The sequence below is a fragment of the Sphingomonas sp. RS6 genome (assembly GCF_054489705.1).
Map to the genome: position 1 here is coordinate 24109 of NZ_JBTMWM010000013.1, position 19693 is coordinate 43801.

26 protein-coding genes are annotated in these 19693 nt (G+C 63.5%); 15 read left to right on the forward strand and 11 right to left on the reverse strand.

Annotation, left to right across the window (positions count from 1 at the left end; genetic code table 11):
* Positions 1-104 precede the first annotated feature (104 nt).
* Entirely contained in the window at positions 105-1091 is a 987-nt protein-coding gene (locus tag ACX40Y_RS17165) for an alpha/beta hydrolase (RefSeq protein WP_459120795.1), read from the forward strand.
* Positions 1092-1732: 641 nt separating this feature from the next.
* Here the strand turns inward: ACX40Y_RS17165 and ACX40Y_RS17170 are convergent.
* Positions 1733-2629, reverse strand: a complete 897-nt coding sequence (locus tag ACX40Y_RS17170; protein WP_459120796.1) for an NmrA family NAD(P)-binding protein — start codon at positions 2627-2629, stop codon at positions 1733-1735.
* On the opposite strand from ACX40Y_RS17170, the gene ACX40Y_RS17175 reads away from it, so the two are divergent.
* The 3 genes from ACX40Y_RS17175 (at position 2595) to ACX40Y_RS17185 (ending at position 5333) form a co-directional block, all read left to right on the forward strand.
* Positions 2595-3721 (forward strand): IS3 family transposase gene (locus tag ACX40Y_RS17175; RefSeq protein WP_459120797.1). Its coding sequence is split into 2 segments (ribosomal slippage): positions 2595-2847 and positions 2847-3721, totalling 1128 coding nucleotides; the frame shifts between segments, so codons are not numbered across the junction. The genes ACX40Y_RS17170 and ACX40Y_RS17175 overlap by 35 nt on opposite strands.
* Before the next feature lie 201 nt (positions 3722-3922).
* On the forward strand, positions 3923-4348 hold the full coding sequence (locus ACX40Y_RS17180) for a hypothetical protein (RefSeq protein ID WP_459120798.1): 426 nt from the start codon (positions 3923-3925) through the stop codon (positions 4346-4348).
* 226 nt (positions 4349-4574) lie between these two features.
* Complete coding sequence (locus ACX40Y_RS17185) at positions 4575-5333, forward strand: aspartyl protease family protein (RefSeq protein ID WP_459120799.1); 759 nt, start codon at positions 4575-4577, stop codon at positions 5331-5333.
* A 498-nt stretch (positions 5334-5831) separates the two neighbouring features.
* Here the strand turns inward: ACX40Y_RS17185 and ACX40Y_RS17190 are convergent, their stop codons facing one another.
* Positions 5832-6326 carry a carboxymuconolactone decarboxylase family protein gene (locus tag ACX40Y_RS17190; RefSeq protein ID WP_459120800.1) on the reverse strand — a complete coding sequence of 165 codons (495 nt, stop codon included), beginning with the start codon at positions 6324-6326 and terminating at the stop codon, positions 5832-5834.
* 14 nt (positions 6327-6340) lie between these two features.
* Complete coding sequence (locus ACX40Y_RS17195) at positions 6341-6796, reverse strand: carboxymuconolactone decarboxylase family protein (RefSeq protein WP_459120801.1); 456 nt, start codon at positions 6794-6796, stop codon at positions 6341-6343.
* Between the two features lie 163 nt (positions 6797-6959).
* Between ACX40Y_RS17195 and ACX40Y_RS17200 the strand changes: the two genes are divergently transcribed.
* The gene (locus ACX40Y_RS17200) at positions 6960-7868 is read left to right on the forward strand and encodes a sigma-70 family RNA polymerase sigma factor (protein ID WP_459120802.1); all 909 of its coding nucleotides are present in this window, start codon (positions 6960-6962) and stop codon (positions 7866-7868) included.
* Between the two features lie 417 nt (positions 7869-8285).
* Here ACX40Y_RS17200 and ACX40Y_RS17205 read toward each other — a convergent pair whose 3' ends face one another.
* Positions 8286-9431, reverse strand: a complete 1146-nt coding sequence (locus tag ACX40Y_RS17205; protein WP_459120803.1) for an extracellular catalytic domain type 1 short-chain-length polyhydroxyalkanoate depolymerase — start codon at positions 9429-9431, stop codon at positions 8286-8288.
* Between the two features lie 136 nt (positions 9432-9567).
* Positions 9568-9750, reverse strand: coding sequence for a hypothetical protein (locus ACX40Y_RS17210; protein ID WP_459120804.1), 183 nt, complete (start codon positions 9748-9750; stop codon positions 9568-9570).
* A 698-nt stretch (positions 9751-10448) separates the two neighbouring features.
* On the opposite strand from ACX40Y_RS17210, the gene ACX40Y_RS17215 reads away from it, so the two are divergent.
* From ACX40Y_RS17215 to ACX40Y_RS17245, 7 genes are all read left to right on the forward strand, one after another.
* Positions 10449-10577 carry a hypothetical protein gene (locus ACX40Y_RS17215; RefSeq protein WP_459120805.1) on the forward strand — a complete coding sequence of 43 codons (129 nt, stop codon included), beginning with the start codon at positions 10449-10451 and terminating at the stop codon, positions 10575-10577.
* Between the two features lie 133 nt (positions 10578-10710).
* Entirely contained in the window at positions 10711-10992 is a 282-nt protein-coding gene (locus ACX40Y_RS17220) for a hypothetical protein (RefSeq protein ID WP_459120806.1), read from the forward strand.
* 9 nt (positions 10993-11001) lie between these two features.
* Entirely contained in the window at positions 11002-11889 is an 888-nt protein-coding gene (locus ACX40Y_RS17225; RefSeq protein WP_459120807.1) for a transglutaminase family protein, read from the forward strand.
* Between the two features lies 1 nt (position 11890).
* Positions 11891-12418, forward strand: a complete 528-nt coding sequence (locus tag ACX40Y_RS17230; RefSeq protein WP_459120808.1) for a hypothetical protein — start codon at positions 11891-11893, stop codon at positions 12416-12418.
* A 247-nt stretch (positions 12419-12665) separates the two neighbouring features.
* On the forward strand, positions 12666-12884 hold the full coding sequence (locus ACX40Y_RS17235; protein WP_459120809.1) for a hypothetical protein: 219 nt from the start codon (positions 12666-12668) through the stop codon (positions 12882-12884).
* Positions 12885-12921: 37 nt separating this feature from the next.
* Positions 12922-13128, forward strand: coding sequence for a hypothetical protein (locus tag ACX40Y_RS17240; protein WP_459120810.1), 207 nt, complete (start codon positions 12922-12924; stop codon positions 13126-13128).
* Positions 13128-13451 carry a hypothetical protein gene (locus ACX40Y_RS17245; protein WP_459120811.1) on the forward strand — a complete coding sequence of 108 codons (324 nt, stop codon included), beginning with the start codon at positions 13128-13130 and terminating at the stop codon, positions 13449-13451. The genes ACX40Y_RS17240 and ACX40Y_RS17245 overlap by 1 nt, the downstream gene beginning before the upstream one ends.
* Positions 13452-13483: 32 nt before the next feature.
* On the opposite strand, the gene ACX40Y_RS17250 is transcribed toward ACX40Y_RS17245, so the two are convergent.
* The 3 genes from ACX40Y_RS17250 to ACX40Y_RS17260 form a co-directional block, all read right to left on the reverse strand.
* Positions 13484-14776, reverse strand: a complete 1293-nt coding sequence (locus ACX40Y_RS17250; protein ID WP_459120812.1) for a cation:proton antiporter — start codon at positions 14774-14776, stop codon at positions 13484-13486.
* Between the two features lie 116 nt (positions 14777-14892).
* Positions 14893-15138: a hypothetical protein gene (locus ACX40Y_RS17255; protein WP_459120813.1), complete on the reverse strand. Its 246-nt coding sequence runs from the start codon at positions 15136-15138 to the stop codon at positions 14893-14895.
* 410 nt (positions 15139-15548) lie between these two features.
* On the reverse strand, positions 15549-15764 hold the full coding sequence (locus tag ACX40Y_RS17260) for a helix-turn-helix transcriptional regulator (RefSeq protein ID WP_459120814.1): 216 nt from the start codon (positions 15762-15764) through the stop codon (positions 15549-15551).
* A gap of 310 nt (positions 15765-16074) precedes the next feature.
* Here ACX40Y_RS17260 and ACX40Y_RS17265 point away from each other — a divergent pair, with 310 nt between their 5' ends.
* Genes ACX40Y_RS17265 through ACX40Y_RS17275 form a run of 3 tightly spaced genes read left to right on the forward strand, consistent with a single transcriptional unit; the run spans position 16075 to position 17072 of the window.
* On the forward strand, positions 16075-16287 hold the full coding sequence (locus tag ACX40Y_RS17265; protein ID WP_459120815.1) for a hypothetical protein: 213 nt from the start codon (positions 16075-16077) through the stop codon (positions 16285-16287).
* Between the two features lie 10 nt (positions 16288-16297).
* Positions 16298-16756 carry a hypothetical protein gene (locus tag ACX40Y_RS17270; RefSeq protein WP_459120816.1) on the forward strand — a complete coding sequence of 153 codons (459 nt, stop codon included), beginning with the start codon at positions 16298-16300 and terminating at the stop codon, positions 16754-16756.
* A 1-nt stretch (position 16757) separates the two neighbouring features.
* The gene (locus ACX40Y_RS17275; RefSeq protein ID WP_459120817.1) at positions 16758-17072 is read left to right on the forward strand and encodes a hypothetical protein; all 315 of its coding nucleotides are present in this window, start codon (positions 16758-16760) and stop codon (positions 17070-17072) included.
* Here the strand turns inward: ACX40Y_RS17275 and ACX40Y_RS17280 are convergent.
* The 3 genes from ACX40Y_RS17280 to ACX40Y_RS17290 all read right to left on the reverse strand — a co-directional run bounded on the left by ACX40Y_RS17280 (position 17069) and on the right by ACX40Y_RS17290 (position 19590).
* The gene (locus tag ACX40Y_RS17280) at positions 17069-17713 is read right to left on the reverse strand and encodes an SOS response-associated peptidase (protein WP_459120818.1); all 645 of its coding nucleotides are present in this window, start codon (positions 17711-17713) and stop codon (positions 17069-17071) included. The two genes, ACX40Y_RS17275 and ACX40Y_RS17280, sit on opposite strands and share 4 nt — an antisense overlap.
* Positions 17714-17787: 74 nt before the next feature.
* Positions 17788-18735, reverse strand: coding sequence for an IS110 family transposase (locus ACX40Y_RS17285; protein WP_459120819.1), 948 nt, complete (start codon positions 18733-18735; stop codon positions 17788-17790).
* A gap of 192 nt (positions 18736-18927) precedes the next feature.
* Positions 18928-19590 (reverse strand): SOS response-associated peptidase family protein, encoded by a 663-nt coding sequence (locus ACX40Y_RS17290; RefSeq protein ID WP_459120820.1) that lies wholly within the window; start codon positions 19588-19590, stop codon positions 18928-18930.
* Positions 19591-19693: the final 103 nt, after the last annotated feature.

Here is a 19693-nt window from a genome sequence, read left to right on the forward strand (position 1 = left end):
TTCGTTTGCGGATATCGGGGAGGGCGCGCTACAGCAGCAGCCCCACCAAGGTCAGCAGGACGGTGTACCCGCGACCCGGCAAGCATGGCGAGTAGCGTAACGACATGAGCGACCAGAAAAACGGCGTACTGGTTCAAGCCCGGCGGATCCCGTTCCCCTCGTCGGTAAGCAAGGAAGCGCGGGTCCGTCTCGAGCGGCAGGTAGACGAGGACGGCGTTCCGCTGAATGCGCGCTACACCATGCCATCACCGGACGACCATGCCGGCTGGATGCAGCTCAAGGCCGCCGCGGAAGGTCACTATGCGGCAGCGGTGAAGGGGCTTGCCGGCACCTTGCGCGCCACCGTCGAGACCGTTCGAACCGGTACGGCCACGATCCATGTCGCGACGCCCGAAACCCTGGGTGTGCCGGATCGTGCCTATGTCGATTTCCATGGCGGAGCATTCGTGTTGGGCGGCGGCGAGGCCTGTTGGATGCAAGCGCAGATGCAGGCGGATCAACATCAGGCGATCTGCTACGGCGTCGACTATCGGATGCCGCCCGAGCATCCCTATCCTGCAGGCTTGGACGATGCGTTAGCTGCGTATCGCTATGTGCTGGAGCGGCACCCGCCGTCGCGCATCGTCGTGGGCGGACGGTCTGCGGGCGGCAACCTCGCCGCCGCGATGCTCCTTCGCGCCAAAGAGGAAGGGTTTCCCATGCCTGCCGGGTTGATCCTGCTTTCCCCGCAGGTGGATCTGACCGAATCCGGCGACAGCTTCCAGGTCAATCAGATGGTCGATGTGGTGCTGCCCACGTCGCTGATGCGGAACAATGAACTCTATGCCGGTGGGGCGGATCTGTCGGACCCCTATCTCTCGCCCCTGTTCGGAGACTTGACGGACTTTCCGCCGGCCTTCGTCCAATCCGGCACCCGCGACCTGTTCCTGTCCAATGCGGTACGAATGCACCGGGCGCTGCGTCAGGCAAACGTGGCCGCCGAACTGCACGTGTTCGAGGCGATGCCGCACGGAGGGTTCCAGGGCAACACGCCGGAGGACGATCAGCTGGCGGTCGATATATGCCGGTTCGTACAGGCTCGGTGGGGATGAGGCATTTTCACTGCTCCCGCAACGCTCAGGCGACGTAGCGCTGTCGACTAACGAAGCTCCTGACCAACTCAAGCCGTTCCCATCAGCGGATGCGAACGGCCGCTCCCGTTGAGCCTGCGGCTCAGTAAACGCCACCGATATCGAGTGGAGCTGTAGTTTTTCACCTCGGCTCCAAGCGCGCGGATTGCCAACCAACGGCCAAGTTTCGAGCGCCAAGCAGCACCTGAACGAACGACCGCTTCCGCCGCGGTGAATGGCCAGGACGGGTCATCTCGCCAATAGCAAGAGGCCCGCTGTTCACCGGAAGCGAACCGATTAAGGCCCAGTACACGAACGGCGGCTGTTGTCAGAGACCGTCGTTTAGCAAGCTGTTTCGGAACGACCGCTTCGTCCCACGAACTGCCGGCAGCAGTCGACCTACTTGCGTCGTTCGCCTCCCGTGCTTCCAGCGGCAGCTTCTGTTAAAACCTGCCGCTTCCAAGGCGCCAAGTATCGTGATTTAGAACGGTTTGCAGCGGCTTAGGCGCGCACCCGCGCGATGTGTTGGTCGCAAATGGGCGCCGACCGCGACCGGCATGGGATTGCCGACGCGTGCCAGTCGCCGGATACTCGATCCGAAGACTGGCATCTCCCGTTATCATTTAGGCTACCGCTAACGCGGTAGCGGTTTCCCGATAGCTGTGCAGCGGGCGGCCGAGCATTGTGGTCAGGCGTTCGCGATCCCCATCGTCCGGGATCATGCCGTCGCTGACATAGCGCTCCGCCATCAGGCGCATTTCATAAGCGGTCCAGCGCGGCAGAAAGGTCGCCATGTTCTGCTCGAACCCGCTGGGGTCATCACCGCCATAGACGACCGGACGGCCCAGCACGTCGGACCAGATCGCCGCGACGCTTTCGCCCGTGAGCGTATCGGGCCCGACCAGGTTGATCTTCTCGATCGGAAGCTTCTCGGGCGCGCGGTCGCGGCGCAGCAGTTCGAGCGCGGCGAACTCCGCAATGTCGCGAGTATCCACCATGGCGACGCCCTTGCTGCCGATCGGCATCGGGTAGACGCCGTGCTGTAGGATTACGTCCTTCACCATCGCTTCGTTGTCGATGAAATAGGTCGGCCGCAGGATCGTCGCGCCGAAATCCATCGCCGCCAGCATCCGCTCGGCGCCCGACTTCACCGCGAAGTGCGGAACGTTGACCGCCCCGTCGGCGTCGAAGACCGACAGGTAGACGACCCGGTCCACCCCGACCGCGCGGGCAAGGTTGAGGGTTATGAGCGCCTGGGTGAATTCGTCGCCGGTCACCGCGTTCAGCAGGAACAGCGTGCGGACGCCCGCGAACGCGGCGCGCATGGCATCGATGTCCAGCAGGTCGCCCTGCTCAACCTCGACGCCGGCCGGAAAGCTGGTCTTGGCGGGATCGCGGGTGAGAACGCGGACATGGGCGCCGCGTGACGTGCTCCCCTGAAACTCCTCCAGTTTGAGGTAGAGTCCTCGACTAAGGAGGACGGAGATGAAGCGCAGCAGGTTTACGGAAGAGCAGATCATCGGGATCTTACGCGAGCAGGAGGCCGGGTCGTCGACGGCAGACGTGTGTCGGAAGCACGGTGTAAGCAGCGCGACGTTCTACAAGTGGAAGGCGACGTATGGCGGCATGGACGTGTCGCAGGCGCGCAAGCTGAAGGTGCTCGAGGACGAGAACGCGCGGCTGAAACGGCTGCTGGCCGATGCGATGCTCGACAATGCGGTGCTGAAGGAAGTTGCCGCAAAAAACTGGTGAAGCCTGCCGCTCGCCGAAGGGCTGTCGAGGACGTGCGGCAGATCTTCGGCATCAGCGAGCGTCGGGCATGCGCCATTCTGAGCGTGGACCGGTCGTCGATGCGCTATGCGCATCGGCGTAGTGATGATGGCGACCTGCGGTCGCAGCTTCGCGAGATCGCGCTTGAGCGCCGTCGGTTCGGCTATCGGCGGCTTGGGATCATGCTGGCCCGAGAAGGGATCGTCATGAACCACAAGAAACTGCTGCGGCTGTATCGCGAGGAGAATCTGCGGGTGCGTCGTCGCCGCGGCCGCAAACGGGCGATGGGCACGCGGGCGCCGATGGCGCACCCGCAGGGGCCGAACCAGCGGTGGAGCCTGGACTTTGTGAGCGATACGCTAGTGTGCAACCGGCGCATCCGCATCCTTGCCGTCGTCGACGACTTCACGCGGGAGAACCTGGCACTGGTGGTAGATACCTCGCTGTCGGGCGCTCGTGTCGCTCGCGAGCTCGACGCGATCATCGCGGTGCGCGGCAGGCCCCTGATGATCGTCAGCGACAACGGGACCGAACTGACCAGCCTGGCGATCCTGCGCTGGGCGCAGGACCGGCAGATCGAGTGGCATTACATCGCGCCGGGCAAGCCGCAGCAGAATGGCTACATCGAGAGCTTCAACGGTCGCTTGCGCGACGAGTGCCTGAACGAGACGCTGTTCGCCTCGCTGAGCCATGCCCGCTCGGTGCTGAGCAACTGGCGAAACGACTACAATCATGTGCGGCCTCATAGCGGCATAGGCGGGCTGACGCCTGCCGATGCCGCCAAGCGCGTTGTGCAAACCCACCCGCCAGGGCATCCTGGCAGTCCCGGACTCTACTTATGAGTGGAGGAGAAAAGGGGAGCACGTCAAAGATTATGCAAATTGCCGCAGCGGGGAAAGAGGGATTTTGGATATATTCAATAAATTGGTCGCAGAATCGATGTCGAGAGATGCTACTCGATATTGATCGAGCCTTGTTCCTTTAGGAGAAACAAGGCCCGCGCTCGACCTCATGCGGACAAAACTTTCAGTTGGAGATCCAAAATGCTAACTCAAAGTGCCAGCCTTCGTGAGTTGTCCGATGCGGAAATCGATAGTGTAGCCGGTGGCGCCCAAGATGTTCCTGCAGAAGTTGCCGATAACGTTCCAGTAGATTACGCCTATGACCCTAGTATCAAAAAGTTCGACTTTCACGTCAATATAGAGGGGAACAACGGCGGATATGCTGATTTCAGCGGATCATTTAACGGCCTTGAGAATTTTCGTCTAGAAAATCTAGGGGTTGAGGTCGGGAATAATGGCTTCTCCAGTTCGATGAATTACAACATTCAGAAGGATACCTTCCGAATGGATACAACCTACACTGTGGCCAACGTCAACGGTTATGACGTCTCGATCACATTCTTCGCCGGAAGTCAGCCTGGCGAGATTGGATTCGTTGCGAAGCTCAAAAAGAACGGGCAAAATTAAGCGCGAGGGAGGCGCATTACGAATTATGCGCCTCCCCATAACGCGGTGAGTTCCTATGAGAGTTTTTACTGTCCCGTTGTTGTTAGCCGCACTGCTAACTTGTGCAAATATCGCTGCAAGAGCACAGTCGTCGATCGAGCCCAAAGGAAATAAGACCGAGGTGGTCCGCCCTGATAGTACGGAGGCCAGCTTTCCAACGCCATTCGTATTTTCGGGAAACCATATCTTGTTTCGCGCAAAGGTGAATGGTCGCGAAGTGTGGGCTTTGCTCGACAACCAAGCGCAAAATAGTCTTATTAGCAATGATTTCGTGATATCGTTGGGAGTAAGAACCGATGGCGCTCCCAAGCCGTTAAATACGGCTCAAGGTACTTCAACAATGGCGCTTACCGAGCCGGTTGAGATCGTCATCCCGGGTCAGGCACAGTTCCGAATGCCACTTTTTTCCACCAGTCTTTCTGGCGCGACGATGGTTGCCGGGAAAAAAGTAGATCTCATTCTAGGCGGCGATCTGTTCAAAGGTTTAGGTTTTTCAATCTCGCCCTCGAACTCCTCTTTCTCGATAGGGCCGTCCGGTGCAGCGCACCCCCCGGCTCCTTACTATCGAGTGGGACTCGAAAACCGCGAAGCGCAAGTCAAGGTCATGATAGGCACCGAAGTCCTGCTGTTGAGGATCGATCTTGGCTTCGATGGCGGCGTCGCCGTGGAGCCTGAGGTCTGGAAGCGCCTATCGCGATCGGGACCGCGCACAAAAAAACATATCATGGACCTCCACGGAAATCTTTCCGCTGTCGATTATGAGAGCCTGCCTTCCGTGCGCTTGGGCAACATGGCTTTCCATGACGTACCGGTGTGTAATTGTCCCCTAAGAGCGGGGACTGGGGACGGGCTAGTTGGCATGGCTATATTTCGCCAAGCTTCGTTTGTTCTTGACCAAGGGGCCCGAGCTCTCTGGATCGCACCAACGAGGGCGCCTGCAAAGTGAAGGCCCGCAAATAAGCGCTCCAATTAGCACCGCAGCCAGCGTCGAGGCGATGGTGCTGAGCTATCAACGGCAACAATCGGGCGAAAGCGGTTCGGCAGCCTTTTGGCCTCAGCTTCCGAGCAGCATGTCCGCAATCGGCTGGTTAGCGGACTAATCGATGACGGTCGGGGCGGGGTCGCGTTCTTCGAATGAACCCACGCGCCTCCAGCATCATGACGGGCGCCAAGTCCCCTCGCTACCCATAGGAGCATAGCGGCTAGAGCCAGTACCGCCCCCTGCGCTACCTTTCGTCTCATCGAGGCAGTTTAGAACGCATACGCAGAGGATCCGCAATCGGGCGTGAAGCTGAACGTACGTCCGCTCTGGGGCAGCGCCCCGCCGGTGCGGAATGACCGACAAGGGGGCGCAAAGCGGAAGACTGCGAGCTTCGGACGAGCGGCCGTTCATTTCACTTGAGCGCCTTTGGGCGACCGCTCGACGAATAACTCATGCTCTCGATCAAGACAGCCCTGATTTATCCAGCCCAAAAGCCTTGTCCTGCGACCCGGGCACCGACCGGAACGCAATCGAGGCGCGATTCCAAGCGTTGATCACCATCACCATGTAGGTGAGGTAGACGAGCTCATCTTCCGAGAACTGCGCGCGTGCGTCCGCGTAGATATCGTCTGCCACGCCGTGGGGCGAGAGCCGGGTGAGCGCTTCGGTCCATGTCAGTGCAGCGCGCTCGCGATCACTGAACAGGGTCGATTCACGCCAGATCGCGAGGTGGTGGAGGCGCAGCTCGCGTTCGCCGTGGAGCTTGGCCTGTTTGACGTGCATGTCGAGGCAGAAGGCACAGCCATTGAGCTGCGACGCTCGTATCTCGATCAAGCTCAGGATGGTCTGCTCGACTGTCCCCTTCTTGAGTGTGAGGGTAAGTTCGGTGAGCTTCTGCGTCAGCGCCGGCACCTGGCGCATGTGATTTAGTCGTTCGGTCATGATCAGTAGATCCAATACGTCAGGAAGTGTCAGGGCTTGGCTTTGACCGGCAAACGAAATGGCGCGCCAAGCCGGTTGAAGGCGTTCATCGCCGCGATCGCGATGGTCAGGTCGACCAAGTCACGTGGCTCGAACACTGCCGCTACTGCGGCATAGGCGTCGTCCGAGGCATGGGTCTCGCTGACACGCGTAACTTCTTCGGCCCAGGCAAGGGCTGCGCGGTATCGCGGATCGAAGAGGTGGGGCACCTCAGCCCACACCGGCAGCAGCACCACCTTGTCGAGCGACATTGTCTTGAGCAGGTCGCGCGTATGCAGGTCGATGCAGTGTGCGCAGCCGTTGATCTGCGACACGCGCAGGAACACGAGGTGGATCATCTCTTCCGGCAAGTTGGTGCCCGTTGTTACGTAGTGGTGCACGCCGAACAGTGCCTTGGCGCCCGCGGGCGCAACCTCATGCCACACCAGCCTCTTGGTCTCGTTCATGCCATCGTTCCTTTCACAGCAGCGTCCAATCGACGCTCGCTGCACTGACGAGGCGGGCTCCGGCGATGTGACATGCTCAAGAGATTTTTGGTTCTGCCCGCGACCATGTCACACTGCGGCGGGCTGGCTCGTCAGATCAGGGGAACCATTGGAGCGACGCAAGATGACGAAGGTCGACAGCGTGAAGGTGTCAGCACAGACGATCGGACCAAGTTCTCGCCTGGCCGACTTTCAGTGCGAGCAGAAGCGTCTTCTCCGCTTGGCATATCGAATGCTCGGCTCGTTCAGTGAAGCCGAGGATGTGGTCCAGGATAGCTGGTTGAAATGGGAGCAGGTCGAGGGTGGCATCGACTCGCCCGCCGCCTATCTCACGCGGGTCGTCACCCGGCTATGCCTCGATCGCCTGAAATCCGCTCGCTCGCGCCGCGAAACTTACATCGGCCCATGGCTGCCAGACCCGCTGGTGGGCTCGACCGATCCCGATGAAACGAGCGCCGACGATCTCACGGTCACGCTGATGCTCGCGATGGAGCGCCTGTCGCCGCTGGAACGCGCAGCTTTCCTGCTGCACGACGTATTCGATGTGGCTCTGAGCGACGTAGCGGTGACGCTTAGTCGGGAGCCGGCTGCTGTGCGCCAGCTGGCTTCTCGCGCACGCAAGCATATCCAGGCCGCGCGACCGCGCTTCAGCGTGGAAGCAGCCGAGGCAGACCGGATAACTCAGGCGTTCTTCGTTGCCGCACGCGATGGCGATACCGCCTCACTTGCGTCGCTGCTCGCCCAAGAGGTGGAGATCCACTCGGACGGCGGCGGCAAGGTCATGGCCTTCCGCAACGTGATCCGCGGCGTTGATCGCGCGCTGCGCTTGTTCGCCGGACTGCAGCGCAAGAACGCGCCGACCGCCCAACTGCTACGCACTGCCGAGATTGATGGTCTGCCTGGCTACATCAGCGTCGATCGCGGCCTCGTGCAAACTACCGCCCTCGATATACGGGACGGCAAGATCGCAGCGATCTACATCGTTCGCAACCCCGACAAGTTGCAGCATCTGGCAGGCGCAATGATCGGCTAGATCAACCGACCGAGGCTCCCCCCTGAGCCACGCAGAACGGCCGCTTCTAGGATTGCCTCAAGTGAGGCCAGAGGGCGGGAATTGGGGCGCTTTGCTGCCAGGCGGCTCCGCACGAAGCGAATGGCGGGTCCTTTCAGAAGCTGCCGTTCAAAGCCCGAACGGCGAACGACGCCATCTAGTCGGGAGCCGTCGGAAGCGGTAGGGGAAGGGAGGCTAGGCGGCTGCGCGCCCACTTTCAGCCGTTAGGAGGCGCTCGAGAACTTCCCAGAAGCGGACATTTCGGGGGCTCTGTTTCGCAGTTGTTCGGTCCGCCGAAGGGGGAGGGGGGCCGCGGTTGCGCTCCCCCGCTTATCGTCGTCCGCAGGCCTCCAGAAGCTTCCTATAAGCGCGCACTACCCGGCGCGGTGCGAAGTCGGCTCAGCGCATCAGTCCGGCGGCGCGCAGAGCATCTTCTATCACCCGTCCAACGCCGTTAGAGGCGGGCTGAGGCTGAGGCTGGGGCGGTGCTTCGAAATGAATGACCGGTGCGGCCTCTCTCGGCAGTTGTGGCGCCGAGAACGGCTGTGAAGGGGCCGGATTGGTCTGATTTCCTGACTTGGTCGCCGCCAAACCCCAAAAACTGGCGATCCGGCACGTCGAGGAAATACCGGCCTCCAGCATGTATGCCCCAACATTGCCGCAAGCATTCGCACCCGTGGTGCTCAGCGGTGTGCCGTGACCAAAGCCGTCGATCCGATATTCCTCGATCACCTCACGCCCATGCGCGTCACGCCAGGCGCGGCGGAGATGACCGTCGATCTGCTCGACAACGGTGGGCTCGGGCGCAACGCCGTGAATGCTGCGCCATTGTTCAACAATCAGGGCCGAATTGGCATGGCTCACCGTTGCGTCGCGATCGCCGTGCCAAATCGAGATCGTCGGCCATGGGCCCTGGTGTGGAGATGCCGCAGTCACGAGTTTGCCGAGCGCCGCCGCCGGAGGTCCGCCGTGGGCCCGCATGCGATCAAACGCCTCGGGAATCGAGGATGCGGTCCCGTAGGGGAGACCCGCGATAATGGCCCCACCGGCAAAAACATCGGGATAGGTGGCGAGCATTACCGACGCCATCGCGCCGCCCGCCGACAGTCCGGTCACGAAGATGCGGGCCGGATCGATCGCATGCTCTGCCACCATCGTCGCGACCATCTGGCGGATAGACAGCGCCTCGCCGTCGCCGCGCCGCGTATCACCCGCGTTGAACCAGTTGAAGCAGAGGTTGGGGTTGTTGCCGCGCTGCTGCTCAGGATAGAGCAGTGCAAAGCCCTCTTCGTCGGCGAGACGGGACCAGCCCGAACCGTGATCATAGCCGGCGGCATCCTGCGTGCAGCCATGCAGTACGACGACCAATGCCGATGGTGCTTGCCCCGATCGAGGCAGATAGAAGCGCCCTCGGAGCGCGCCGGGGTTTGAGCCGAACGCCACCAGGTCGGAGAGCCGATCTTCTGCCGCGGTGGCGGTTCCGCCGACCACGGCACTGTTGCGGAAGCGGGAAAGGCGGCTCAGAGTGTCGTTCAGGTTACGCATGCGGCTTTTCTCCTGGCCACGGCGGAAGCCCTGACACGCAGCACGATTCTGGTTGGAATGCTGCGCTGCACAATGTCGGGAGGCGCGGCGTGGATGCAAGGGCGGGCGCGATCTATTTACGCGCGTGCCAAGGCGCCTAGATGCTCGAGAATGGCCGCTCCGGGGTCACACGAAGGCGCAGCCGCAATGCCATCGCCTGCGTGTCTTCCACCGTCCTGCCTAAGGCGTCGGCTATGGCTTCGATGCTGATGCCGGCGGTGATCCCGCTGCGTAGATCGTTGATGTTGGTCTGGGTCCAGCGCTGATGCGTGTCCCTCATCGGCCGACCTTCGCGGGGACTCTGTCATCCTGTACGCGGGTCGCAAGCTCCCACTTGCATCGGGCACCAAGCCCCGAAGAAATCGCGATTTCCGCGAGCCCTGGAAGAACCTTGATCGAACATGGAATCGCGGGTGCGTAGATGAAACGCCAGCACCAACGGCATTCGGCCGAACCCAGATTGGAGGGCGGCGTGTTCCACGGCAAGGCTGTCTCTTGACCGGGCTGTGCGTCGCGATCGTCGAGAAACATCAGCTTGTCATCCTTGTCGCCCTATCCGCGGTACAAGGGCTGATGCATCAGCTTCAGGATCGCACACGCGATGTCGTGTCTTGGCGATTGAATCACAAGCGCGCCACAAACTATTTCGAGTTTCGCACAACTGGGGGGTGCCCATGTGTCCCGGCGGCCCCATATAGGGCTCATCGCGCCGTCCTTCCCGAGCCTGGCCGCGACCGAGAGCGATCGATGCTCCCGCTCTGACGCGGAACGCTCTCATGCCTTCGATTTCCGACATGCGGCCCATGAGGCCCTTCAAACTAGCGTGCCCTCAGTCCTGCGCCAAGCAGAGGGCCGCGCGTGGCCGATGCCGCAGCGCCGGCCGCCTGGGCTGAGCTCGTCCGCTTCTATCGCGCTTCCCGAACTGACCATCATCTGCACGCGGGGTCCATCTGACCCCAAAACCCAGGAGAGTACGACATGGCCAAAGGACAGCAGCGCGGCAATCGCGAGGCACGCAAGCCGAAAAAACCGGAGCCGCCGAAGCAGAATGCTTCCAATCCCTCACTCAAGGGAACGCCGCAGGCGCAATTGCCCAAAAAGGGCTGATCTTCTTCGCGAGTCGAAGGGCTGGGTCCGTGCAGCCGCCTTCGATCCTCTGCTGCCTTGAACGCAGATCCGATGCGCTGGCCTGCGCTTTCGCGCCCCTTCCTCCCGCGCTTCGCGACAAAAAGGAATGCCGATGTCCGATCCCACGACGACCGAACCGACGACGACGCGCGCGCCGGCCCGCAAGCAGTTCCGCAGCAAGTTCGGGATGCCGCGCCCCTCGCCGGACAGCCTCGAGCGGCAGAGCCGCGTCACGCTGCTCGCCTGGAATCTTCTGGGCGGCGATGCGGCGATCGCCTTTCTCAACAGTCATGACGAGGCGCTCGGCGGGCGGCCGCTCGACCTTGCCGTCGCCAGCGCACACGGTTGCGAGGCGGTGGAGCAGGCGATCACCGCCCGCGCCGAGCGCCGTTAAAGCGCTGCCGTGCTGCTGACCATCCGTCACCGCACCAGCTACCGCTATGCGCGGCCGGTCTGGCTGCAGCCCCACCGGATGATGCTGTGCCCACGCGGCCAGCATGACCTCCGGCTGCTCACGACCGAGCTCCGCTGCGTGCCGCCGGCCGCGATCGACTGGACGCAGGACGTGTTCGGCAACCTGATCGCGACGGCAAGCTTCGCGGAGGCGACCCAGACGCTGACGATCGACAGCCGGATGGTGGTGGATCATTCCGCGGCGGCATGGCCGGTTTTCAGCATCGCGCCGTCCGCGCACCAATTTCCCTTTGCCTATTCCGATGCGGATATCGCCGATCTTGGCGGGCTGCGGCTGCCCCAATATCCGCAGGCGGCGAGCCGGGTGGGCGCATGGGTGGCGAAGTTCCGCGGCACCGGGCCGACCGATACGCTGACGCTGCTCAAGACGATCAACACCGCCATCGCCACCAGCCTCGCCTATCGGGTGCGGGAGGAAGAGGGCACCCAGTCGCCGGACGAGACGCTCGACCGAGGCAGCGGATCGTGCCGCGACTTCGCGACGCTGTTCATCGAGGCGGTGCGCCACCTCGGCTTTGGCGCACACGCGGTGTCTGGCTATCTCCAGCCCGACCTGCCGGGAGACCAGCACGGCACCACCCATGCCTGGGCCGAAGTGTATCTGCCCTGTGCCGGCTGGATCCCGTTCGATCCCACCCATGGCAGCATGGGCGGGGCGGGCCTGATCCCGGTGGCGGTCGCGGGCAACATCGCCCGGATCCATCCGGTGCGGGGCAGTTATCTCGGCGCGCCCGAGGACTTTGTCGACATGCAGGTCGACGTGACGGTCGAGACGAGCAGCGCGCCCGCCGGTTCCTTCGACGCTTTCGCCCTCTGAGATGCCCGACACGAACGGACGCGCCGCCGAACTCGATCGCGCCTATCGGACGTTGTGCCGGGGCGCGCGCTTCGTCGCCGGCCCCATGGGGCAAGCCGCGACGCGGCCGGAGAGCGTCGTGCCGATCAGTCATCAGCACCGGTCGAAATGGATCGGAAACGGCCTGCGCGAACTGGATCGGTTCCTCCACCATCTGCTCGACGCGTTCGCGCACGCCCATGGCCTTGGTACTGCGCCCGCCCAGCGGAACGGCGCCAACAAGTTGCGCGCGCTGCACGCGGCGCTGGGGCGAGGCGGCGACGATTACGCGCGTCTGCTGGCGCTAGGCAGCACGCGCGCCTGCCTGTTCCGCTGTGACGGTATCCTGCGCAGCCGCGCGATGGCGGCGGCGTGCTGGATCGGCCTAGGCAGGGCTGGCACGCCACCGGTGCCCGATTCGGGCATGATGCTCGTCGTTGTACCGATGGACCTGCAGGGTGTCGGCCAATTTTACCAAAGGCTTGCCGACGATCTCGTGCGGCCGCTCTAGTAAATACGCGGCGGAGTCCCCATCTTGAAAGCATCGCGGTTCGCCCTGCTTGAGCAAGGCCGCGGCTGAGAGAGAATCCTGCTCCCGCTCTTCTCGAAGGAGCAGCCCCATGTCTTCTTTCTCCCTCGTTCCGCGGTCCCCGAACGTCGTTCCGTTTGTCGATGGCAGTGTGCGCCGCCGGCCGGTCCTGTCGATCTTCGCCCCCCGGCACGATCCCGCAGGCCCGCCCAGTCCAAAGCCCGCCTGAATGTCGCGCGTCGTCAACATCGACGCGGCCGTGCAACAGGTACTCGCGACCTGCGCGCAGCAGCAGGCGCGGATCAGCGCGATCGAACCGATATCACCGAGCGGCACGCACGTCGTCTTTGCCCGCGTAGAGGATGCCGAGCGCATCCGCCGTGTCTATCGCGATCGGCTCCTCGACGGCGTTGTGACGCGGACCAGCGGCGGCCGAAGGCGCGTCTGACTCTTCACCAAACCCTGTGTCCAGAAGGAGTCCTCGCATGTCCCCATCCACCGCCGATCCCGCACCCGACGCGGCGACCGAGGAAGAGCATTGCATGCTGGCCGACTATGGCATCGCGCGCGTTCCCGCCGACGTCTTCCATTGGGGTGGCTATCGCTACTCCAGCTTCAAGGATGCGCTGGCTGCCGCCCGTCGCGCGGAACGTGCCGCCGCTTCCAATCCCACGTCCGAGGACTCCATCTGATGCAGCCTACCGCCATCACCTGCCGCGCGCAGGAAGCGCGTCAGCGCCAGCTGGCCGCGAACGCATCGCTGCCCAATGTGCGCGACATCGCTTTCGTCGCGGCTGCGGCTTGGGAAAAGGAAGCCCTGGCCGCAGAGAAGCGCGAGGCTCGAGACCGCGAGACCCGTCGCCGCCGAGGCGAGGCAAACCTCGGCCGGGCCACCTCGCCGTTCGATGACCGTACTTTAAGTGAAAACCCGGACCGCGGCTTTGCAAATCGGGCATCGGCACCGGTTGCGCTTGCAATCGTGGCTTGGGACAATGGCACCGGCTCGGGCGATTGACTCGGGACTGTGATTTGGGCGCATGACGCGGTTTACCTGGCGATGCGGGCGGCAAGCGCCCGGCCTGTGTCCGGATCGCGCCCTTGCTGGCGATCGAGGGACCGCATGATCGGCGTCACCGTCAGCCCGTGCAGCAGGATCGAGAAGAGCACCACCAGTCCGACGATGCCCCATAGCCGCTCGGCCTCCGCCACCGCCATGTGGTTCATGCCGTAGGCCAGGTAATAGATCGTGCCCACGCCGCGGATGCCGAAAAAGGCCAGCGTCAGCTTCTCGCTGCGATCGGCGCGGTAACCGAGCAGCCCGATCCATCCCGCGACCGGCCGCACGACCAGCAGGATCGTCGCCGCAACGCCAATGTCGACCCAGCGGACATGCGCCAGCAGACCGCTGACGAGCGCGCCACCGAACAGGATCAGCAGCGCCATCATCGCCAGCCGTTCAAGCTGCTCGATGATCGTATGCATCTCGTGGTGGAAGGCGTGCTCGCGGTGCGTGTGGCGGAAGGTCAGCGCGGTCACGAACACGGCCAAGAAGCCGTAGGCATGGGCGATCTCGGTAAGCCCGTAGGACACGAACGTTGCCGAAAGCGCGATCAAGCCGTCGCCGGTCTTCATGAGCTTGGTGTCGCCCCGGACGTGGAAGGTGAGCCATCCGAAGGCGAGACCGATCAGCCATCCGCCGAGAATGCCGCCGCCGATTTCCCATAGCACCCGATAGACCAGCCATTCGCCGAGCCAGGGTCTGCTCGACGCGGCGCTGGCCGCGAGCAGGATGGCAAGATGGACGAAGGGAAAGGCGGCGCCGTCATTGAGCCCGGCTTCCGAGGTGAGCCCGAAACGAACTTCATCCTCTTCTCCCGTTTTGGGCGGGCCGACCTGGACGTCCGAGGCGAGCACCGGATCGGTGGGCGCGAGGCTCGCCCCCAGCAGCAGTGCCGTCGCCAGCGGCAGCCCCACGGCCCAACCGGCAAGCCCGGCGATCGCGAGGATGCTGAGCGGCATGGTGATCGCCAGCAGTCGCCACGTAACTGCCCACCGCTGCCACCCGAGCATCCTGTCGATCTTGAGACCCGCGCCCATCAGCGCGATGATGACGATCAGCTCCGAAAAGCGTTCGGTGACGTCGGGGTAAAGCAATGGCAGCGGTCGCAATGAAACTTCGGGTAGGAGGAAGATTGTCGCGCCGAAAACCATGCATACGATCGGCAGCGAAAGCGGCAATTTGCGTAGCGCGAGCGGCAGCCACGCCACCAGCGCTACAAGCAAGCCGATACCGGTCAGGACAAGGATATAGGTGGAGGGGAGCAAGCTGGCATGGTCCATCGTTGCTTAACCGGTCGCCGAGCGGATCGGGTGCCGGCGCGTGCGAAAGAAGCTGGCACCGCCATGTCTGATCGTTGTTCGGCGGAGCGCATCTCCACGCTCAGGCTTTCGCCCCCTCAGTGCCCCGCCGCTTCCCGTTCGCGCAGCGTGGCCAACTGACCGCTCAACTGGCGCAGCACGCGGGTGCGATGCTGATAGGTGTTATGGCGCTCCCCCACCCGACCGGCGACGAAGTCGCTGGAGAACGCCCTGGTCATGTCCGCAAGCGCGGCCTCAAGCGCATCCGCATCCGATCCGGCTGGCGCGCAGGGGCGCGAGGCAGCTGCGTCGAGCAGGCGTGTCTTTTTCTGGTCGATGGTCATGCGTGTGTCCTCGCCGAGCGGGAGCACGTAGCATCTCTCAGTCGCAGCGGCGCTCGTGGCGGGGGCTGCGATAGACTGAATATGGGGACGCCGAAGCGCTATGAATAGATGCGATTGCATCTATCGGCTGCCGTGCTGCGGCGTCAGGCTTAAGCTGGCTGACGATCAGGTACGGAGCCGGCACATCCAGCGAAGCAGGCAAAGCATGATTCGCATGCCAACCATTTCGGGCTGACCATCGAGGCCGCGGGCGTGTCGCTATAGGCGTGGAACGTGGACGACGGTAGGTTATTGAAGGATGGGCGCGGTTTCATGCTGCAGGAGGGCGATGGCCGGCTCCTGACTGAAGCTGCCGTTGAACATATCTTTCCGGCACGACCGTTTTGTCCCACACCCGGTCAATCGTTGCCTCATCGCTCCGGGGTCGGGGCAGCCTCATATGTCATCGGATCATAAAGCCAGCAGGTCACAGCAGACTCGCGCCAGCCGATACAGCGGGTGCTGATCTGCGTGCTAGCTGGGAAGGTGCCTGCTTCCATCTTCCGGTAAAGGGTGGAACGGGTGAGGCCTGTTAGAGCGAGGACGGCCTTGAGCCGGAGGATGCGGTCCGTTGCGTTGGAGTGCATTGCTATCACCTTGCATGGTTCGGGGGTTGGTGGAGGATTTCGACGCAAGATGGACCCGAACGCTTGCCGGCAGAAGGGTTCGTCTGGGGCTGAAAGGGCAGTGTTCGGTGCAGGCTGGCATGTACATCGACTGGGGCCGACGGTCGTGCGAGCGGTCCGTCTGCCGTCGGGTGTCGCCGACGAGTTTGCAGCGCACCTGAGCCTGCATGGCACAGGTCAGAGACTTTGCGTTCTTGCCATTCGTTCCCATTCTGTTCTAGCTGGCAGCTCGCTGCCGATGCAGCGATTCGACATCATTGGGAGCTTCGGCATGGAGCACGACCTCCAGTTGCGCGCTGCTGCGCGTGCGATCTACGACGCCTGCTATCCGAGCGAGGAATGGGCGCCGTTCGGCTTCGACGAGGCGGAGCGCTTCAGGACCATCCACTATCGTCAGGCGGTCGGCGCGGCACTTCAGGCGCGCCAGGCGCTGTACGATCGTGCCGTCCAACCGACCCTATTCGCCGAGCAGGCGCGCGCGTGAAGCCCGCGCGATGGATGCGATCGAACGGACAAACTGGCTGGCGCATCGCTGGCCGATCGAACTCGAAACCTTCTCCTATGGCGGATGGCTGATCCACGTGGGCAGGGTCGAGGGGCATCGCCTGGGCCAAGTCAATTCCGCTGCTGAGTTCGAGACCTGGAAGGCGGCGCAGCGACCGCTTTGCCTGGCGCGCTTCATTGCGGGGCGGCGCGAGCTTCATCCTCCAGCGGTGCTGGTGGTCGCCGGCAAATACCGCCTGGGCCGTATCCCGCCGGAATTGTGGTGTGGCTATGATGCGACGCTACTGATGGATGCGCCGCCGGCAACGCTCCTGTCCGCCAAGGTGCGGGCGATGTTCCCGGCCTGGCCGGATGCCTTCATCCGGGTGGTGCCGCAGGCACAGGTGCCTGCGCTCGGCCTGCACCCTGCGCCTGGTGCGGCAGGGCCGCGCCTGCGCCTGGTCGGCTGATATGGCACGCTACGACGCTGACGGTGGGCAGGTGCCCCGGACGTTGTTCGAGGCTGCGGCGTTCCACCGTTCGGTCCGGGCAGCCTGTGCGGGGTGCGGGCACATCGGCGTCTTTCATGCGGCGGCGCTCTGGCGGCTGTTCGAGCGCAGGCAATGGCCTGGCCCGCTCGTCGAGGTTGGTGCCCGCCTCCGCTGTTCGCGATGCGGGCAGCGCGGCACGACGATCAGCCTGACCCGCGATCCGCCGACGATCACCAGCCTGCCGCTCCCGAGCGATGTCGAGTGGCGGCGGGCGGTCAGCCGGTTCCGCGCCTAGAACAGGGCGGCCTGTTCGACCGCGCCCTTGCGCTTCACCCAGGGCTCGCCGGTCCGCTCCACGACGATCAGGTCGTCGGGGAAGCAGCGCGCCTGGAAGGCGAGGATGTCGTCGAAGCTGCCGTGCAGCCAGCGATCATGCTCGTCGCGGTGGAGCAGCACCGGCATGCGATCATGCACCGGGCGGATCGCCTCGTTGCAGTCGGTCATCACGCCGGAATAGACCGGACCCCATTCGGCGCTGTCCCGCCACAGTCCCGCCCAGGCGAAGATCGGCGCGTCCTTGACGCTGAACCAGGTCCTCGTCTTCGATCCCTTGGCGCCCTCTGCCTCGGCAAAACCAGTCAGCGGGATGAGGCAGCGCCACTCCGGCTTACGTGCCAGCCCGACCCACATCGGCTTGGTGAGATCGGCGATGTTGTTGACCGGCTTCGGCTTGGCGGTCGGGCTCATCCCCTTGAGCCGGAGCGGGAAGCCCCAGACCATCGACTGCAGCACGCGCGCACCGGCTTCCTCGCGCACCACCATGCCGGGATAGCCGGGATAGACTTCCTCCCCGGCATTGGACTGCACCGGGTTATCGACGCCGAAATGCGCGGCGACTTCGGCCGCACTCTTCCGAAGGTGGTAAAGGTTGCACACGGCGGCAGCCTAGGTCGAAGGCGAGCGTGCTGCAACGCGCAGCCCATGGTTCGCGGCTAGAGTATCCGTTGCGGTCAAGCGAGTTTAAGCGCCCAGTTTCGCTCGGCCTTGAGGAGCGCGTTTGCGAGGATGATGAGCTTTCGCATGACGGCAGTGATGGCGACCTTGGTTGGTTTTCCGGCGGCGATCAGCGCCTGATATTTAGCCTTGAGGTCGCTGTTGAAGCGGGTCGCGACGAGGGCTGGCATGTAGAGTGCTTGGCGCAGGATGGCACGACCGCCGTGGATGTGCCTGCGTCCCCGATGCTGGCCGCTGTCTCGGGCTTGCGGGGCAAGGCCAGCGAGGCTGGCAGCCTGTTTGCTGTCGAGGGTTCCGAGCTCAGGCATTTCGATGAGCATGGTGATCGCGGTGAGCGCACCGACGCCGGGGATCGAGACGAGGATCTCAAAGCGTGCGGCCAGTTGGGTATCGCGATGCAGGTGGGCTTTGAGAGCTGAATCGATGGCGGCGATCTGCCGGTCGATCTGGGCGAGGCGTTGCGCGGCGTGGCGCTTGAGCAAGGGGGCGCGACAGGCGTGTTCGCGGTTCCTGGCAGCGGTGCGATCCTTGACCAGGGCCAGCCGGGCGATGTGCAGTTCCTTCATCTCGTCAATGACCTGGCTGGTAATGGGCCGTACCGGCAGGGCCAGCAGCGCGCCCATGCGGGCGAGCATGGCGGCGTCGATGGCATCGGTCTTGGCGTGTGTGCCGATGGCCTGGGCAAAACGCCGTGCCTGCATCGGGTTGACCTTGGCGAGCGGCAGACCGGCCGCACCAGCGCGCCGTTCGAAGGTGTGATGATAGGGGCCGGTGGGTTCAAAGACGATGCGGGCGACGTCATGGGTGGCAAGCCATTCCAGCAGCGCTTTGATCCCGCGTGCGTCGTTGATGAATTGGCGGGCAGTACCGGCGGGAGGAAGATGCACGTCGAGCGTCGCTTTGGAGATGTCGACACCGACATTCTGGGCTATGATGCTGGTCATCTTTTCCAGGTCCTCTGCTTGTCATGCGGGCCCTCAAGCCCGCGTATCCGTTCAGGCCACAGGAAAAGAGAAGGGCGATCCATCTCTAGCTCGGCCCGTCACGGCCAGCATTTTTGCGATCCGTCCCTTCCCGCCGCCGGCGAGTTCGTGGCTCGCCGGCGGCAGCCTTCCTTCGCAGAAAGACCGGCATCTTCATAAGACAAGCAGGTCCAACTGTGTGCCATCGGACGGCGGGCCGCCGCCGCGCCAGGGATCTTCCGTGCGCAGGACGGCCATCCGCTCGGCGGCGATCGGCGCGCGAAACTGGAAGCCGATCACGTCCCGGATCGAGCCGTGCAGCCAGCGCGCGTGCTCGTGCGGCGCGAGCAGTACCGGCATGCGGTCATTGGTCGGCGGAATGGCCGCGTTCGCCTCCATGGTCATGCCCGCATAGGAGGGACCCACCTCGGGGAAGTTTCGGCAGAAGCCCGCCCAGGCCATGATCGGCTGGTCGCGGACCGATAACCATGTCCGTGTCTTGGCGCCTTCGTCGCCGTCCGGGTTGCCGAAATGGGTGATCGGGATGATGCAGCGGTAGCGCGGATCGACGACGGTCTGCTCCCAGAGCGGATTGGTGAGGTCCGCTACCAGGCCAATGATCTCGGGCTCGTTCGGCTGCAACTGCGGGTCGCGGATCCGGCGGGGAAAGCCCCAGCGCATCATCCGCAGCCGCCTGCGGCCACCGGCCTCGAACATCACCAGCCCCTGGCGGCCCTCGGTGACGTCGGGCGGAAGGGTGATCTGCCCCACGGGCTCCGCGTCCAGTAAGCGGGCGACATCGTTGATCGCGGCACGAAGGCTGTGAAGGCGCGACATGGTTTGGCGCGGGAGCCTAGCGCTACCCGCCGACGGGGCAAGGGCACCGCGCAAATGCGGACATCCTCCACTGCTGCCGCCCTGCAAACTTTTTTCTGGTCGG

What these genes read in the sequence shown, in the direction of transcription:
- ACX40Y_RS17165 (WP_459120795.1), top strand. Translation starts at nt 105, where the DNA reads ATGAGCGACCAGAAAAACGGCGTACTGGTTCAAGCCCGGCGGATCCCG.
- ACX40Y_RS17170 (WP_459120796.1), bottom strand. Translation starts at nt 2,629, where the DNA reads ATGATCTGCTCTTCCGTAAACCTGCTGCGCTTCATCTCCGTCCTCCTT.
- ACX40Y_RS17180 (WP_459120798.1), top strand. Translation starts at nt 3,923, where the DNA reads ATGCTAACTCAAAGTGCCAGCCTTCGTGAGTTGTCCGATGCGGAAATC.
- ACX40Y_RS17195 (WP_459120801.1), bottom strand. Translation starts at nt 6,796, where the DNA reads ATGAACGAGACCAAGAGGCTGGTGTGGCATGAGGTTGCGCCCGCGGGC.
- ACX40Y_RS17200 (WP_459120802.1), top strand. Translation starts at nt 6,960, where the DNA reads ATGACGAAGGTCGACAGCGTGAAGGTGTCAGCACAGACGATCGGACCA.
- ACX40Y_RS17205 (WP_459120803.1), bottom strand. Translation starts at nt 9,431, where the DNA reads ATGCGTAACCTGAACGACACTCTGAGCCGCCTTTCCCGCTTCCGCAAC.
- ACX40Y_RS17210 (WP_459120804.1), bottom strand. Translation starts at nt 9,750, where the DNA reads ATGAGGGACACGCATCAGCGCTGGACCCAGACCAACATCAACGATCTA.
- ACX40Y_RS17215 (WP_459120805.1), top strand. Translation starts at nt 10,449, where the DNA reads ATGGCCAAAGGACAGCAGCGCGGCAATCGCGAGGCACGCAAGCCGAAA.
- ACX40Y_RS17220 (WP_459120806.1), top strand. Translation starts at nt 10,711, where the DNA reads ATGTCCGATCCCACGACGACCGAACCGACGACGACGCGCGCGCCGGCC.
- ACX40Y_RS17230 (WP_459120808.1), top strand. Translation starts at nt 11,891, where the DNA reads ATGCCCGACACGAACGGACGCGCCGCCGAACTCGATCGCGCCTATCGG.
- ACX40Y_RS17235 (WP_459120809.1), top strand. Translation starts at nt 12,666, where the DNA reads ATGTCGCGCGTCGTCAACATCGACGCGGCCGTGCAACAGGTACTCGCG.
- ACX40Y_RS17240 (WP_459120810.1), top strand. Translation starts at nt 12,922, where the DNA reads ATGTCCCCATCCACCGCCGATCCCGCACCCGACGCGGCGACCGAGGAA.
- ACX40Y_RS17245 (WP_459120811.1), top strand. Translation starts at nt 13,128, where the DNA reads ATGCAGCCTACCGCCATCACCTGCCGCGCGCAGGAAGCGCGTCAGCGC.
- ACX40Y_RS17250 (WP_459120812.1), bottom strand. Translation starts at nt 14,776, where the DNA reads ATGGACCATGCCAGCTTGCTCCCCTCCACCTATATCCTTGTCCTGACC.
- ACX40Y_RS17255 (WP_459120813.1), bottom strand. Translation starts at nt 15,138, where the DNA reads ATGACCATCGACCAGAAAAAGACACGCCTGCTCGACGCAGCTGCCTCG.
- ACX40Y_RS17260 (WP_459120814.1), bottom strand. Translation starts at nt 15,764, where the DNA reads ATGCACTCCAACGCAACGGACCGCATCCTCCGGCTCAAGGCCGTCCTC.
- ACX40Y_RS17265 (WP_459120815.1), top strand. Translation starts at nt 16,075, where the DNA reads ATGGAGCACGACCTCCAGTTGCGCGCTGCTGCGCGTGCGATCTACGAC.
- ACX40Y_RS17270 (WP_459120816.1), top strand. Translation starts at nt 16,298, where the DNA reads ATGGATGCGATCGAACGGACAAACTGGCTGGCGCATCGCTGGCCGATC.
- ACX40Y_RS17275 (WP_459120817.1), top strand. Translation starts at nt 16,758, where the DNA reads ATGGCACGCTACGACGCTGACGGTGGGCAGGTGCCCCGGACGTTGTTC.
- ACX40Y_RS17285 (WP_459120819.1), bottom strand. Translation starts at nt 18,735, where the DNA reads ATGACCAGCATCATAGCCCAGAATGTCGGTGTCGACATCTCCAAAGCG.
- ACX40Y_RS17290 (WP_459120820.1), bottom strand. Translation starts at nt 19,590, where the DNA reads ATGTCGCGCCTTCACAGCCTTCGTGCCGCGATCAACGATGTCGCCCGC.